Below are 15,277 nucleotides of genomic sequence, written 5' to 3'. Positions count from 1 at the left end.
ATCTTTTCCGCATGACGTATAATGGCAGACCGCCTAAATATCATCGGCTTGGTGGAGCTCCTGCCTCAAGCCGCGTATCCACAAAGAGACCCCACCATGACCGCCCAATCGCAAGCCTTCTCCCCGATCGATTCCCAGTTGCGCGAGATCCTGTCGCGCCGCATCATGATCCTGGACGGCGCGATGGGCACCATCATCCAGCAGTACAAACTGGATGAAGCCGCATACCGCGGCGCCCGCTTCGCCGACTTCGCCGCCCCGGCCGGCGGCGCCCAGCGCGAGCTCTTCGTGAAGGGCAACAACGAGCTGCTGACCCTGACCCAGCCGCAGGTGATCCAGGAAATCCACGAACGCTACCTGGCCGCCGGCGCCGACCTGATCGAGACCAATACCTTCGGCGCCACCAGCGTGGCGCAGGAGGATTACCACATGGCCCACCTGGCCTACGAGATGAACGTCGAGGCCGCCAAACTGGCGCGCGCCGCCTGCGCGAAGTACAGCACCCCGGACAAGCCGCGCTTCGTGTGCGGCGCCCTGGGCCCGACCCCGAAGACCGCCTCGATCTCCCCCAGCGTGAACGACCCGGGAGCACGCAACATCACCTTCGACCAGCTGGTCGCCAGCTACCACGAACAGGTGCGCGGCCTGGTCATTGGTGGCGCCGACGTGCTGCTGGTCGAGACCATCTTCGACACGCTGAACTGCAAGGCCGCGCTGTTCGCGATCGATATGTACTTCGACGAGCACCCGGAGACGCCGCGCCTGCCGCTGATGATCTCGGGCACCGTCACCGACGCCTCGGGCCGCATCCTGTCGGGCCAGACCGTGGCCGCCTTCTGGAACTCGGTGCGCCACGCCAGGCCCCTGACCATCGGCCTGAACTGCGCCCTGGGCGCGGCCCTGATGCGCCCCTACGCCGAAGAACTGGCCCAGATCGCCGACACCTTCGTCTGCATCTACCCGAACGCCGGCCTGCCCAACCCGATGAGCGACACCGGCTTCGACGAACTGCCGGCGGATACCTCCGCCCTGCTGCGCGAATTCGCCGACGCCGGCTTCGTCAACATCGCCGGCGGCTGCTGCGGCACCACGCCCGAGCACATCAACGCCATCGCGAAGATCCTGGAAAACCACACGCCACGCCAGGTGCCGCAGATTCCGGTGGCCATGCGCCTGTCGGGGCTGGAGCCCTTCACCATCGACGAGAGCTCGCTGTTCGTCAACGTGGGCGAGCGCACCAACGTCACCGGCTCCAAGGCCTTCGCGCGCATGATCCTGAACGAGCAGTTCGACGAGGCGCTGTCGGTTGCGCGCCAGCAGGTCGAGAACGGCGCCCAGGTCATCGACATCAACATGGACGAGGCGATGCTGGATTCGCAGGCGGCCATGACGCGCTTCCTGAACCTGATCGCGTCCGAACCCGACATCTCGCGCGTGCCGGTGATGATCGACTCCTCCAAGTGGTCGGTGATCGAGGCGGGCCTGAAGTGCGTGCAGGGCAAGGCCATCGTCAACTCGATCTCGCTCAAGGAAGGCGAAGAGGAATTCATCCGCCAGGCGCGCCTGTGCCGCCGCTACGGCGCGGCCGTGATCGTCATGGCCTTCGACGAACAGGGCCAGGCCGACACCTTCGCGCGCAAGACCGAGATCTGCAGCCGCGCGTATAAAGTGCTGGTGGAGAAGGTCGGCTTCCCGCCGGAAGACATCATCTTCGACCCGAACATCTTCGCGATCGCCACCGGCATCGAGGAACACAACAACTACGCGAACGACTTCATCGAAGCGACCGCCTGGATCCGCGCCAACCTGCCGCACGCAAAGGTGTCGGGCGGCGTGTCCAACGTCTCGTTCAGCTTCCGCGGCAACGACCCGGCGCGCGAGGCGATCCACACGGTCTTCCTCTACCACGCGATCAAGGCCGGCCTGACCATGGGCATCGTCAACGCCGGCATGGTCGGCGTCTACGACGACCTGCCGCCGGAGCTGCGCGAGCGCGTCGAGGACGTGGTGCTGAACCGCCGCCCGGACGCGACCGAGCGCATGATCGAATTCGCGGGCAGCTTGAAGGCCGGCGGCGCCAAGCAGGAACAGAACCTCGAGTGGCGCAACGCCCCGGTCGAGAAGCGCCTGGCGCACGCGCTGGTGCACGGCATCACCCAGTGGATCGTCGAGGATACCGAAGAAATGCGCCAGCAGGTGCTGGCCGCGAACGGCCGCCCGATCCACGTGATCGAAGGCCCGCTGATGGACGGCATGAACATCGTCGGCGACCTGTTCGGCCAGGGCAAGATGTTCCTGCCCCAGGTGGTGAAGTCGGCGCGCGTGATGAAGCAGGCCGTGGCCCACCTGGTGCCTTTCATCGAAGAGGAAAAGGCCGAGGAAGAACGCCGCACCGGCATCGTCGCCAAGCCGAAGGGCAAGATGGTGATCGCCACCGTCAAGGGCGACGTGCACGACATCGGCAAGAACATCGTCTCGGTGGTCCTGCAGTGCAATAACTTCGAGATCGTGAACATGGGCGTGATGGTCCCTGCTTCCGACATCCTGGCCAAGGCCAAGGAAGAGAACGCCGACATCGTCGGCCTGTCTGGCCTGATCACGCCTTCGCTGGAAGAAATGGCCCACGTGGCACGCGAGATGCAGCGCGATCCGTGGTTCCGCGAGCGCAAGACCCCGCTCCTGATCGGCGGCGCGACCACCAGCCGCGCCCACACCGCGGTCAAGATTGCGCCTCACTACGAAGGCCCGGTGGTCTACGTGCCGGACGCCTCGCGTTCGGTCTCGGTCGGCCAGGCGCTGGTGACCGAAGACACGCGCGACGCCTACGTGATCGAACTGGCCCAGGACTACGAGCGCATCCGCATCCAGCACGCCGGCAAGAAAGCCCTGCCGCTGCTGTCGATCGAACAGGCGCGCGCCAACAAGGCGCGCCTGGCCCATGCGCCGGTCAAGCCGAAGTTCGTCGGCCGCCGCGTATTCAAGAACGTCGACCTGGGATTGATCGCACGCTACATCGACTGGGGTCCCTTCTTCCAGACCTGGGACCTGGCCGGCCCCTTCCCCGCCATCCTCAAGGATGAAGTGGTGGGCGAAGCCGCATCGAAGGTCTATGAAGAAGGCCAGGCGATGCTGAAGAAGATCATCGAAGGCCGCTGGCTGAGCGCCAACGGCGCCATCGCCCTGCTGCCGGCCAACAGCGTCAACGACGACGACATCGAGATCTATACCGACGAATCGCGCAGCGAAGTCGCCTTCACCTACTACGGCCTGCGCCAGCAGGGCGTGAAGCCGGTGGTCGACGGCCAGCAGCGTCCGAACCAGTGCCTGTCCGACTTCATCGCGCCGAAGAGCTCGGGCGTGGCGGACTACATCGGCATGTTCGCGGTGACCGCGGGCCTGGGCATCGAGAAGCACGAGCAGCGCTTCGAGGCCGCGCACGACGACTACTCCTCGATCATGCTCAAGGCCCTGGCCGACCGCCTAGCCGAAGCCTTCGCCGAGTACATGCACCAGCGCGTGCGTACCGACCTGTGGGGCTATGCGCCGGACGAAGACCTGAGCAACGAGGCCCTGATCGCCGAGGAATACCGCGGCATCCGCCCGGCGCCGGGCTATCCGGCCTGCCCGGAGCACACGGTGAAGGCCGACGTCTTCCGTACCCTGCAGGCGGACGAGATCGGCATGCAGCTGACCGAGTCCTTCGCCATGTATCCGGGCGCGGCTGTGTCGGGCTTCTACTTCGCGCATCCGGACTCGAAGTACTTCGTGGTCGGCAAGATCGGCGACGACCAGGTCGAGGACATGGCGCGCCGCCGCGGCATGGACAAGGCCGAGCTCGAGCGTCACCTGGCGCCGAACCTCTAAGCCTCCAGCGCATGCATGGGAACGCCGCGAACTTCGCGGCGTTTTTCTTTTCTAAGACAGTGCAACTTCATCATTTCCAACGCTAGGAAAGGAGAACGGACATGGCACTGCGCGGTGGATTCCATTATTCAGCGAAGCGCTGGCAGGATCAGGTGATCCTCTTGACCGGGATCTGGCTGATCGTTTCGCCCTGGGTATTCAACTATCCGGTTTCCTCCCCGCCGGCGATCAACGCGACGATCACGGGCATCATCCTGGCCGTGCTGGCGGCCTTCGACTTGTACAAGACCTATGTGTGGGCGGTGCTGCTGAATGTCGTGGCCGGGGCCTGGGTGGCGGTATCGCCCTGGCTGCTGGATATCATTCCGGACAGGACCATGACGACCAGCTTGCTGGTGTCGGGGCTGGCGACGGTGGTGCTGGGATTGTGGGAGCTGCGCAGCGATCCGGAGCTGCACAGTCAGTGGACGAAGTCGGGGGCAACCGGCTAGGGCGACCGGCTAGGGCAACCGGCTAGGGCGACCGGTGGCTCAGCTCAAGTGAACTTGGGTCCCGGCCTCCGCCGGGACGACGTGCGGAGGGAGCGGACTGCGGAAGTACATGCGGCTGCTAACCTAAAAACCGTCGTACGCGCCACTGGCGCCTACGACTTCCGGCGAAGACCGGAACCTAAGTTTGCACGATCAGAGTTAGCTCAAATCGCGTACCGCACCACCTTATCGCTCCACTCGAACGCCGATACCTCGAGCTCCGCCAGGTCATCGCCATCCAGCGCCAGCTCGTGCAGCGCCGGCAGCACCGCATCGTCGGCGTCGCCCATCTGCTCGATCGATTCCGCCAGGCGCAGCAGCTCGCCGAAGAAGCCCTTGCGCAACAGCAGCGCGTGGCGCACTTCGTCGATCACGGGAATCTGCTCCACGATGTCCTGCATCGGAATGCAGAACAAGGTATCCATCAGGGACATCATGCCCACCGTGAAGGCGACGTCGGCCACATTGCGCTGGCCCGGACGCAGGCGCTGGGCCAGCAGTTCCATCAGGCGCGCGCGCGTGGTGGCCAGCATCAGCAGCGGACTCTGGCTGTGGCCGCGCACGCCCGGTTCCGCATACAGCAGGATCTGCAGCCAGCGCTGCAGCTGGCGGCGGCCCAGCAGGATCAGGGCCTGGCTAACCGACTCGATGCGGCGCGTGGCGCCCACGGCCGGCGTGTTCACCAGGCGCAGCAGGTTCAGGCCCAGGGTCACCTCGCGCTTGACCACCTTCTCGATCTCGCTGTTATCGGCTTCCGAGGTCACCAGGTTCATCAGGTCCAGCACCGTCGTCTGCGAAGGCGACAGCTTGCGGCCGGTCATGACGGTCGGCTTGGCGAAGTAATAACCCTGGAAGTAGTCGAAGCCGATGTCCAGGCAGGTGCGGTATTCGCTGTGGGTCTCGACCTTCTCCGCCACCAGGCGCTTGCCGGTGGTGCGCAGGCGCGGCGCCAGCGACAGCAGGGTCACGACCGGCAGCTCGCGCAGGTCCATCTTGACGAAGTCGATCACCGGCAGCAGGCGCGCCAGCGAGGCGCCGTGGGCCGAGGCCTCGGCGGCGAAGCGGAAGCCGTGCGAGGCGAGTTCGGTCATGCGCCCGATCACCGCGTCGTCCGGCTCGACCGAGCGCACGATCTCCAGCACCGTCCGCTCGCGCGGCAGGAAGGCGAACATGTCGCTCATCAGGACTTCCTTGTCCACGTTCAGGAAGGCGGTGGCGTCGCCGATCGCGCGCGGCAGGCCGAGCTGGGAAGCATGGTGGATGACGCTGGCGCTGGCCGACAGGCCCGAGCCGATCGCGGACGGATCGATGCCCGCCGCGCCCTGGGCGCTGCCGCGGAACAGCAGTTCGTAGCCGTACAGCGCCTGGTTGCGGTCCAGGACCGGCTGGCGCGCGAGGTAGAAGTTGCGCATGCGCAGCGGCTGGGACGCGTGGTCGAGGCTTGCGGAATCGGTCATCTCGTCTCTTTCTGTCGGCGAATCGGGATACTTTACCGCATCCGCAACCGTTAGTGGCTTTAAGACATTAATTTATCGTCGGAACCTTAGCTTTTATGCATCAGTTATGCCACTTATTGTGGCAAGCCATCCACGAACATGATCAGCTCGCCGGGCGCGAACTGGGTCCATTGTTCGTTGGTGGTCAGCGGTTCGGTCACGATGATGGCCACCCGGTCGTTCGGCGTGGTCACCTGCGAGAAGTCGACCGACAGGTCTTCGTCCGACAGGCAGGCGGTCACGAAGGGATACTTGCGCACCACGTAGCACAGCTTGGTCGAGCAATGGGTGAACAGGGCCGTGCCGTCGGACAGCATCATGTTGAAGGTGCCATGCGCGGCAATCGCCGGCACCAGGCGTTCGAGCGCGGCGCGCAGGGCCGCGCGCTCGGGCGCCTGGTCGCCGAATTCGCGGCGCAGGCATTGCAGCAGATAGCAGAAGGCCAGCTCGCTGTCGGTGTTGCCGACCGGGCGGAACGCCCCGTCCAGCACCGGCTGGAATTCCTTGAGGTCGCCGTTATGGGCGAACACCCAGTAGCGTCCCCACAGCTCGCGCACGAAGGGATGGCAGTTCTCGAGGGCGACCTGCCCTTGCGTGGCCTTGCGGATATGGGCGATGACGTTGGTGGACTTGATCGGATAATGCTTGATCAGTTCGGCGATCGGCGAGGCGATGGCGGCCTGGTGATCGACGAAGTGGCGCACACCCGCGCCTTCGAAGAAAGCGATGCCCCAGCCGTCATGGTGGGTATCGGTGCGGCCGCCGCGATGGGCGAAGCCGGTGAAAGAGAAGACAATGTCGGTAGGGACATTGCAGTTCATTCCGAGTAGCTGACACATGGATGCAGCTTACCATGCCGTCAGACCAGGGCGCCATCGTTCGGAAGATCGATGGCGCCCGGCAGGGCGCTATGCGGTGAGGGGAGCACCCTTATGCAGCACCTTTCGTGCAGTAGCTCAGTGGAGAACGACAGGTTGGCTCATCAGGGTGTCGTAGGACCCCAGGAAGTCGTCGATTTCTTCCATGGTCGGTTCGCTGGCGATCAGGTTGTTCACATCACGCCGGAAGGACTGAGCCAGTTTGCCGCCGATGAACGCTTCGCGCCGGCCGGCCTTGTCGACGATCTCGAAGCCGCCGAAACGCAGGGCCTCGAGTTCGCGGTCGACACCGAACTCGACGACGCTGTACTGTTCGCTGTTATAGATCATGTTCATGATGACTCCTTCTCTCGATCAGAGTTTGTGAAACCTGCCGCGCGGCGGCGGGCGGCGGGCTCTTCACTTCGCTTAAGAGGTGGGGCTGGCCGAACCGATTTCAAGAGACCTTGGATTCACCGGGAGTGCCGGCCGGTGTTCAGGTCTGGATGTCCGGGTTCAGCGCCAACAGCTGATCGTATGGTGCGTCTTGCAACCACGATCGCAACTGATCAAGGTGCTCGCTGCGCGCCAGGCCGATGTACAGATGTCGCGGGCGCTGGCGCAGCAGTCGATTTAATGTTACACGCAAAACGAGATTGCCGTCGCAGCACAGGCACCCGGGGGCGATGCGCACGACCTGGAGAGAGGGAGTGGAGACCAGCGGCGTGCTGGAGGCGGCCATGCCTTCGAGGATGACCGCGCTTTCCAGGCGCGCCGTGGCGGCGCCGGAAGCGGAAGAGGATGACGAATCGATATGCGCGCCGGCGGGCGCGTCAGGATGGTGCGTAGCGGCTTGACCGGGCAAACGAGCAAGCAAGGTGGAGATGGCTTGCTCGCGCGCGCTGGCGGAGGCGCCGGTGACCAGCGTGGTGGCCACTTTGGCGCTGGTGGACGACACTGCCCTTCACTGCCCTTTCTTGGCCAGCTTGCCCGGCTCGACGCCCAGCTGCTTGAGCTTGCGGTACAGGTGGGTGCGCTCCAGGCCGGTCTTTTCGGCCACGCGCGTCATGCTGCCGCCTTCGCGGCCCAGGTGGTGTTCGAAATACATGCGCTCGAAGGCGTCGCGCGCTTCGCGCAGCGGCAGGTCGAAGGACAGGGTATAGCCCGTGCCTTCGCCGTGCGAGATCGCATGCACCACGCGCGCACCGTTGGGCGGCGGCGGCGGAGCGAACATCGGCGCTGCGGACACCGGCTCGGCGGCGGCGCTCTGCATGCTCGGCACACTCGGCGCGATCGGACGCGGCGGCACCAGCGGCGCGCGCGCCACTTCCTGGGCGCGCGACAGGCCCTGCTGCACGGCCTTCAGCAGTTTTTGCAGGGCGATCGGTTTTTCGAGGAAGTTCAGGGCGCCGATGCGGGTCGCTTCGACGGCCGTGTCGATGGTGGCATGGCCCGACATCATGATGACCGGCATGGTCAGCAAGCCGTCGCGCTGCCATTCCTTGAGCAGGGTCACGCCATCGGTATCCGGCATCCAGATGTCCAGCAGCACCAGGTCGGGGGCCCCGACCGCACGTGCTTCGCGCGCCTGCTGCGCATTCTCGGCCAGGGTGATGGCATGGCCTTCGTCGCCAAGAATCTCCGACAGGAGTTCGCGGATGCCCATTTCATCATCGACTACGAGTATGTTCGCCATCTTTGTGCCTTCCCTGATCTATTTCTTAGAACTCCTACCCGTCACAGCGTGATTCTATGCGTCTTTTACACTTCGGCCAAGTTCGTCTCCACACCGGCCTCAGGGGCCAACTTTAGCAGCAAAATGAATATGGCCGCGCCAGATCCGTCCGTCCGGTTCGCGACGTCGATCCGGCCACCGTGCTCATCCACAATTTTCTTGACCATCGGCAGCCCCAATCCCGTGCCGCGGACCTTGGTGGTGACGTAGGGTTCGAAGGCGTGCGCCAGGATGCGCGGCGAGAAACCGGGGCCGTTGTCGACGATCGCCAGGCGCACCGCGGTGCCGGCCGAGCCGTCCGCGCCTTCGTAATGGATGGCTTCGGTGGTCACGTCGACCCGCGCCGGCGGCTCGCAGGCGCCGCGGTCGCACAGGGCGTCCTGGGCGTTCTGGATCAGGTTGTGGACCACCTGGCGCAGCTGGGTCGGGTCGCCCATCACGCGCGGCAAGTCGGGCGCCAGCGCGGCATGGATGATGTCTGAACCGTCCTCGGCCAGGTAGAGGCGCAGGATCTCGTCGATCAGGTCGTTCAGGTCGAGCGGCTGCAGCACCGCCGGCGGCGTGCGCGCGTAATCGCGGAAATCGTCTACCATCCGCTTCATCGCGTCGACCTGGTTGACGATGGTATTGGTGCCCCGGCGCAGCAGCTCGGCCTGCGGCGGCGGCAGGCTGTCCTCGAGTTTCATCTGCATGCGCTCGGCCGCCAGCTGGATCGGCGTCAGCGGGTTCTTGATCTCGTGGGCCAGGCGCCGCGCCACCTCGCCCCAGGCCACCGAGCGCTGGGCCGAGATCACGTCCGAGATATCGTCGAACACCACGATGAAGCCGCTGCCCGCCCCCACCGGCAGGCGCGAACCGCGCGCCAGCAGGGTGATGTCGTGGTCGTGCTCGTCGCCGCCCGGACGGCGCGGGATCTCGATCTGCTGCTGCCAGTGGGCGCGCTTGCGTCCGCTGCCCGCGGCCGTGTGCGCGTTCTGCGCCGAGAAGGCGCGCGTGATGCAGTTCGAAAAATGTTCCAGGCCGGCGATGCGGTTCAGCGGACCGGCCATCGCGCCCGGTTCCACCTGCAGGATGCGGTAGGCCGCGTCGTTGGAATTGACCACGGTGCCGTCGGCATCGAGCACGATCACGCCCGCCGACATGTTGGCCAGCACCGACTCCAGGTGGGCCTTGGCGCTTTGCAGCGCGGCGCGGTTGCGCTCGACGGCGCTGCGCGCCTCGAACAGCTGGCCGGTCATGGCGTTGAAGGACTGGGTCAGGGTGCCGAGTTCGTCGTTGGTCTCGACGATCGGACGCGGCGACAGGTCGCCCTCGGCCACCGCCTGGGTGCCCTCGGCCAGCACCAGCAGCGGCTGGGCCAGGTTGCCGGCGATCAGGAAGGCGCTGCCGATGGCGCCGAAGATCGCCAGCAGCAGGGTCAGGGTCAGGGTCTCGATGTACATCTTGCGCAGCCCGGTGCGGGCCGCGAAGCGTTGCCGGTATTCGGTATAGGCGGTGCTCAGCACCTCGGCGTTGGAAGCCAGGTTGACCGGCACTGACTGCAGCAATTGCAGGTAGCGCGGCGCCACCCCGGGCGGCTCCGGCACCGCCAGCACCACCCTCAGGCGCAGGCCGGTGACGGCATCCAGTGCGTTCTGCTCGGTCTGTTCGCGGAAGTCGCGGTCGATGCCGCCCTCGGCCCGCGCATACCCGCCGGGAATCGCGGCGGCCTTGAGCATCTGCGCATTCGGCGCATCGGCCGCCAGGTCCGGACGGCGGTCCTCGGCCGCGATCGACACGATGGCGCCGTTGGCGTCGATCAGCATGGCGCTCTGCAGGCCGCTGGTCTCGGCCAGCAGGCGGCTCAGAACGGTCTGGGCCATGGTGTCGTTCTGCCCCGCCAGCGCCGCGGCCGCGGTCTGGCCGGTGGCGCCCAGTTCCACCAGGGCTTCGTCGAGGGCGGCGTGGCCCAGGTTCAGGCCGGATTCCAGGGCCGCCTCGATCTTGACGTCGAACCAGGATTCGATCGAGTGCGAGACGAACTGCACCGAGACCATGAAGATGACCAGGCCCGGCAGGATGCCGATGCCCGCGAACAGCAAGACCAGGCGCGCCATCAGGCGCGAGCCGAACTTGCCGGCCTTGTAGCGCGAGTAAAGACGGGCCAGCGCCACGATCACGAGGACCAGCAGCAGGAAGGCCATGCCGGCGTTCAGCCCGAGCAGCCAGCCATAGTAGCGGTCGAAGAAGCCCGAGTTGTCCGACGCCGAAGCGAGCAGGAACAGCAGGATGGAGACGACGGCGCCGCCGACGACCAGCGCGTAGCGCAGCGCCTGATTGACCGATTTACTCCGCACGGTAGGTGAAGGTCTTCTTGTTCGAGGCGAGGCGCCAGTCGGAATCGTTGAAGGCGTTGACCTGCAGCGGCTTCTGCAGGTACTCGCGGTCCATGAACATGCGCAGGGACACGTTGTACACCTCGCCGCGCTTGAGCGCGCCGCGCGGCGCGATCAGCCAGCGGTTCGGCCGGCGGATCAGGAACATGGCTTCGTCCAGGGTCTGGAAGCTTTGCTGGAAGCCGCCCATCTGCTGGCTGCCGACCACGTGCACATAGTACTGGCGCGTCAGGACATCGTAGGAGATGCGGATGGTGCGCCGCTCGGAGACGGCCTTTTCGTCACGCCACCACCAGCGCGGCCGGGTCAGCTCGACCTCGGTGGTGAAATGCAGCTGCACGCCATGCTGGATGGCGTCCTTGAGTCCGTGGTTCAGGTCGAATGCATAGGCCGTGTCGAGACGATAGCCGTCTTCGCTGGCTTCGATGGCGGCCTTGGTGATCTCGATCCCGTCGGCCGCCTGCGCCGTCGCGCACGCGAAGACCAGCAGCAGCTGGCAAGCGAGGAGGCGTAAAAATCGTAACGTCACAAGTGAGCCGGAGCCTTAAAAATTGAGCGTATCGTTCGGGGAGCGCAGCAATATGCTTATTGCGCTCTCTTCTGGAACAGGGCGTAGAACAAACCGTCATGATCCTCCCCGGCACCGCTGGCTGGCAGCAGTTGGCCCGGCGCGTCGAGGCGGATGGCGTTGTGGCGCACCGCGAAAGCGGCGGCCTGCGCCTCCGATTCCTGGGGCCAGAGCGAACATGTCACGAACAACAATTTACCATTGGGCAGCAACATCTGCCAAAGGTTGTCGAGTATTTTGGAAGAAAGTGTTGCAAGTTGGAGCGTGTCCGACTTCCGGCGCAGCCAGCGGATGTCCGGGTGGCGCCGCACGATACCGGAAGCCGTGCACGGCACGTCGGCCAGGATGCGGTCAAAAGCACGGCCGTCCCACCAGCCCTGGTCCTGGGCTTCGGCCGCGATCAGCTTCGCCTGCAAGCCAAGGCGGCCCAGGTTGTCGCCCACGCGCGCCAGGCGCGCCGGGTCGGCGTCCACCGAGGTCAGGTCGACCTCGGCCGTCTCCAGGATGTGGCCGCTCTTGCCGCCCGGCGCCGCACAGGCGTCCAGCACGCGCATGCCGTCCTGCAGGTCGAGCAGGGGCGCGGCCAGCTGGGCGCCGGCGTCCTGGACCGAGACCACGCCTTCGTGGAAGCCCGGGATCTGGCTGACGTTGATGGCCTGGTCCAGGCGCACCGCGTCCGGGCCGATCTGCCTGGCGGCGATCCCCGCCTGCTCCAGCGTGCGCAGGTAGCTGGCGCTGTCGGCCTTCCTGCGGTTCACGCGCAGGGTCAGCGGCGGATGCTCGTTGCCCTCGTCGAGGATGCGCTCCCAGTCCTGCGGATAGGCAGTGCGGGTGGCGTCGATCCACCACTGCGGGTAGTTCCAGCGCGCCAGCGGCTGGCGCAGCGCTTCCTGCACCAGCTGCGCACGCTCGCGCAGGAAACGGCGCAGCACGGCGTTGACCATGGCCTTGGCGTGGGCGAAATCGGGATGGGCGGCGGCGGCGGTCACGGCCTGGTCGACCACGGTGAAGGCCTCGTAGGGCGCGGGCCTGCCCTCGGGCGGGTCGAGCAGGGTCAGCGCGGCCTGCAGCAGGCCGCCCAGCATCGCCGGTTCCGGCGCCTTGGTAGTCATCAGGCCGAGCAGGACCTCGGTGCGTCCCAGCTGGCGCATGGTGCGGTAGGCGATGTCCTGGATCGCGCCGCGCGCCTGGGGCGCCGCGTCGTAGGCCGCGAATACCCCGCTCAGGGCCTGGGGCAGCGCGGCGCCGGCGCGCACCCGCGCCACGGCGTTGGCCGCGCCCAGCAGGGCCAGGGCCAGCGAGTCGGGCTTGAGCTCGGGACGGTAGTCGCGCTGGGGCGCCACCTTCACCTCATGGCTCTGGCGCAGCTGGGGCCGGGCTTGGTCCGGCATGCGCTCCTGGCGCGGCTGGGCCGGAGCCGGACGCTGGTCGCGGCGCGGCTCCCTGCCCTGCTCCCGCTGCGGTCCACCCTTCGCAGCACGCTCAGGGCCGGACGAGCGCGCCGGGCCTGGCTTGGCCGCGGACGAGCGGGCCGTGGAGGCCTTGGCCTTGGGTTTCAGGGTGAGCGTCGGGCGCTTGTCGGTCATGGCGGTTGGGTGATCAAAAAAATGGCCTCCATTGTAACGGCTGCGACTTTGGCGAACCTTAACAATATGGACATCGCAGCATGCTAAGCCGGACGCGGCCACGTGTTGGCGCCGCGCCAAACCAGTATAATGGACCCTTATTGCCTGCGAATCAGGCATCCGCTTTTCTTCGAATTTTCATTATTATTTCGACCACTTCCCCATGCTCGCCCAACAAAAACAACAGATCGTTGCCCTGTTCCAGGCCGCCCTCGCGCCGATCGTCGCCGGCAGCGACCTGACCCCGAACGTCGTCCTGGAGCGCCCGCGCGACCCGTCCCACGGCGACATCGCCTGCAACATCGCGATGCAGCTGGCCAAGCCGCTCAAGACCAACCCGCGCGAACTGGCCACGCGCCTGGTCGCCGCCCTGCTGGCCGATCCGGCCGCCCAGGGCCTGGTGGAATCGGCCGACGTGGCCGGCCCCGGCTTCATCAACCTGCGCGTGGCGGCCGGCGCCAAGCAGTCGGTGGTGCGCACCATCCTCGAGCAGGGCGAAGCATTCGGGCGCGGCGCCTCGGGCGACGGCCATCATGTGATCATCGAATTCGTCTCGGCCAACCCGACCGGCCCGCTGCACGTGGGCCACGGCCGCCAGGCCGCGCTGGGCGACGCCCTGTCCTCGCTGTTCGCGTCGCAGGGCCACCAGGTGACCCGCGAGTTCTACTACAACGACGCCGGCGTGCAGATCGCCACCCTGGCCACCTCGGTGCAGGCGCGCGCACGCGGCTTCAAGCCGGGCGACGCCGAATGGCCCGAATCGGCCTACAACGGCGACTACATCGCCGACATCGCGGCCGATTACCTGGCCAGGAAGACCGTCTCGGCCAGCGACGGCCTGCCGGCCACCGCCAGCGGCGACGTCGACGATATCGAATCGATCCGCCGCTTCGCCGTGACCTACCTGCGCAACGAGCAGGACATGGACCTGCAGGCCTTCGGCGTCAAGTTCGACAACTATTACCTGGAGTCCTCGCTGTACGCGGACGGCAAGGTGGAAGCCGCCGTCCAGGCCCTGGTCGATGCCGGCAAGACCTACGAGCAGGAAGGCGCGCTCTGGCTCAAGACCACCGAATACGGCGACGACAAGGACCGCGTGATGCGCAAGTCCGACGGCACCTATACCTATTTCGTGCCGGACGTGGCCTACCACATCCAGAAGTTCCGCCGCGGCTTCGACCAGGCGATCAACGTCCAGGGCAGCGACCACCACGGCACCATCGCGCGCGTGCGCGCCGGCCTGCAGGCGGTCGGCATCGGCATCCCGCAGGGCTACCCCGACTACGTGCTGCACAAGATGGTCACCGTCATGAAGAACGGCGAGGAGGTCAAGATCTCCAAGCGCGCCGGCTCCTACGTGACCGTGCGCGACCTGATCGAATGGTCGGGCAACGGCGACATCACCCGCGGCCGCGACGCCGTGCGTTTCTTCCTGATCTCGCGCAAGGCCGACACCGAGTTCGTGTTCGACGTTGACGTCGCGCTCGCGAAGAGCGACGAGAATCCGGTCTACTACGTGCAGTACGCCCACGCGCGCATCTGCTCGGCGCTGGCCAACTGGGGCGGCGACGTCGCCTCGCTGACCAATGTCGACCTGGCGCCGCTGACCGAATCGCACGAATCGCAGTTGCTGGCCAAGCTGTCGTCCTATCCCGAGATGCTGCAGCGCGCGCTGGTCGAGCTGGGCCCGCACCAGGTCGCGTTCTACCTGCGCGAACTGGCCGGCGAGCTGCACAGCTACTACTTCGCGCACAAGTGGCTGCTCGACGATAACGAGCAGCTCAAGCTCGCCCGCCTGGCCCTGGCCGCCGCCATCCGCCAGGTGCTGCGCAACGGCCTGGCCCTGATCGGGGTCTCGGCGCCCGAGAAAATGTAAGCAGCAGACCTTCGCACATCGTCATTACACTGAAAGCGACATGACCGTCACCCGACCTTTTTCTGCGCTGCGCCAGCGCGGCAGCACCCTGACCGGCATCATCATCGGCCTGATCATCGGCCTCGGGATCGCGGTGGCGGTCGCCCTCATGATCACCAAGGGCGCGTCTCCGTTCACCGACCGCTCCAACAAGGCCGGCCGCCCGGCCGACCTCGATCCGAGCAAGGCGACCGATCCGAACAAGCCGCTGTACGGCAACCGCGAGGCCGCGCGCGAAGCGAACCGCGAGCTGAACGAGCGCGCCAAGCCGGCCGCCCAGGCGCCGACCGCTAATCCTGCCGCTCCTGCCGC

11 protein-coding genes and 1 pseudogene are annotated in these 15,277 nt (G+C 66.2%); 4 read left to right on the top strand and 8 right to left on the bottom strand.

Annotated elements, in window-relative coordinates; genetic code table 11:
- The first annotated feature begins 96 nt into the window (after positions 1-96).
- Both metH and J8847_RS15095 read left to right on the top strand, forming a co-directional pair.
- On the top strand, positions 97-3,864 hold the full coding sequence (gene metH / locus J8847_RS15100; RefSeq protein ID WP_211525540.1) for a methionine synthase: 3,768 nt from the start codon (positions 97-99) through the stop codon (positions 3,862-3,864).
- Positions 3,865-3,965: 101 nt separating this feature from the next.
- Positions 3,966-4,355 (top strand): SPW repeat protein, encoded by a 390-nt coding sequence (locus tag J8847_RS15095; RefSeq protein ID WP_211525539.1) that lies wholly within the window; start codon positions 3,966-3,968, stop codon positions 4,353-4,355.
- A gap of 203 nt (positions 4,356-4,558) precedes the next feature.
- Here J8847_RS15095 and J8847_RS15090 read toward each other — a convergent pair whose 3' ends face one another.
- The 8 genes from J8847_RS15090 to rsmB form a co-directional block, all read right to left on the bottom strand.
- Entirely contained in the window at positions 4,559-5,851 is a 1,293-nt protein-coding gene (locus tag J8847_RS15090; RefSeq protein ID WP_211525538.1) for an EAL and HDOD domain-containing protein, read from the bottom strand.
- Between the two features lie 113 nt (positions 5,852-5,964).
- Positions 5,965-6,729, bottom strand: coding sequence for a class II glutamine amidotransferase (locus J8847_RS15085; RefSeq protein ID WP_211525537.1), 765 nt, complete (start codon positions 6,727-6,729; stop codon positions 5,965-5,967).
- A gap of 117 nt (positions 6,730-6,846) precedes the next feature.
- The gene (locus J8847_RS15080) at positions 6,847-7,104 is read right to left on the bottom strand and encodes a DUF3567 domain-containing protein (protein ID WP_020656370.1); all 258 of its coding nucleotides are present in this window, start codon (positions 7,102-7,104) and stop codon (positions 6,847-6,849) included.
- A gap of 139 nt (positions 7,105-7,243) precedes the next feature.
- Positions 7,244-7,684 (bottom strand): GTPase, encoded by a 441-nt coding sequence (locus tag J8847_RS15075; RefSeq protein WP_373999911.1) that lies wholly within the window; start codon positions 7,682-7,684, stop codon positions 7,244-7,246.
- Positions 7,685-7,711: 27 nt separating this feature from the next.
- Positions 7,712-8,443 carry a response regulator gene (locus J8847_RS15070; protein ID WP_211525535.1) on the bottom strand — a complete coding sequence of 244 codons (732 nt, stop codon included), beginning with the start codon at positions 8,441-8,443 and terminating at the stop codon, positions 7,712-7,714.
- A gap of 65 nt (positions 8,444-8,508) precedes the next feature.
- A complete protein-coding gene (locus J8847_RS15065) occupies positions 8,509-10,818 on the bottom strand; it encodes an ATP-binding protein (protein ID WP_211525534.1) in 2,310 nt (769 codons plus the stop codon).
- Complete coding sequence (locus J8847_RS15060; protein WP_211525533.1) at positions 10,808-11,386, bottom strand: DUF4390 domain-containing protein; 579 nt, start codon at positions 11,384-11,386, stop codon at positions 10,808-10,810. Before J8847_RS15060 ends, J8847_RS15065 begins: the two co-directional genes overlap by 11 nt.
- A gap of 56 nt (positions 11,387-11,442) precedes the next feature.
- The gene (gene rsmB, locus J8847_RS15055) at positions 11,443-12,816 is read right to left on the bottom strand and encodes a 16S rRNA (cytosine(967)-C(5))-methyltransferase RsmB (protein ID WP_211525594.1); all 1,374 of its coding nucleotides are present in this window, start codon (positions 12,814-12,816) and stop codon (positions 11,443-11,445) included.
- 397 nt (positions 12,817-13,213) lie between these two features.
- On the opposite strand from rsmB, the gene argS reads away from it, so the two are divergent.
- Positions 13,214-14,926: an arginine--tRNA ligase gene (gene argS, locus J8847_RS15050; RefSeq protein WP_211525532.1), complete on the top strand. Its 1,713-nt coding sequence runs from the start codon at positions 13,214-13,216 to the stop codon at positions 14,924-14,926.
- A 40-nt stretch (positions 14,927-14,966) separates the two neighbouring features.
- Positions 14,967-15,277, top strand: a pseudogene (locus J8847_RS15045) (SPOR domain-containing protein); the annotation flags it as partial.

Origin of the sequence: Massilia sp. AB1 (assembly GCF_018119385.1) — a bacterium.
Classification (GTDB): domain Bacteria; phylum Pseudomonadota; class Gammaproteobacteria; order Burkholderiales; family Burkholderiaceae_D; genus Telluria.
This window is presented reverse-complemented; position numbering and strand designations above follow the sequence as displayed.

Bases quoted from the DNA above. Each gene is read 5' to 3' on its own strand.
- metH (WP_211525540.1), top strand. From the start codon at position 97: ATGACCGCCCAATCGCAAGCCTTCTCCCCGATCGATTCCCAGTTGCGC.
- J8847_RS15090 (WP_211525538.1), bottom strand. From the start codon at position 5,851: ATGACCGATTCCGCAAGCCTCGACCACGCGTCCCAGCCGCTGCGCATG.
- J8847_RS15085 (WP_211525537.1), bottom strand. From the start codon at position 6,729: ATGTGTCAGCTACTCGGAATGAACTGCAATGTCCCTACCGACATTGTC.
- J8847_RS15070 (WP_211525535.1), bottom strand. From the start codon at position 8,443: ATGGCGAACATACTCGTAGTCGATGATGAAATGGGCATCCGCGAACTC.
- argS (WP_211525532.1), top strand. From the start codon at position 13,214: ATGCTCGCCCAACAAAAACAACAGATCGTTGCCCTGTTCCAGGCCGCC.
- J8847_RS15080 (WP_020656370.1), bottom strand. From the start codon at position 7,104: ATGAACATGATCTATAACAGCGAACAGTACAGCGTCGTCGAGTTCGGT.
- J8847_RS15095 (WP_211525539.1), top strand. From the start codon at position 3,966: ATGGCACTGCGCGGTGGATTCCATTATTCAGCGAAGCGCTGGCAGGAT.
- rsmB (WP_211525594.1), bottom strand. From the start codon at position 12,816: ATGCCGGACCAAGCCCGGCCCCAGCTGCGCCAGAGCCATGAGGTGAAG.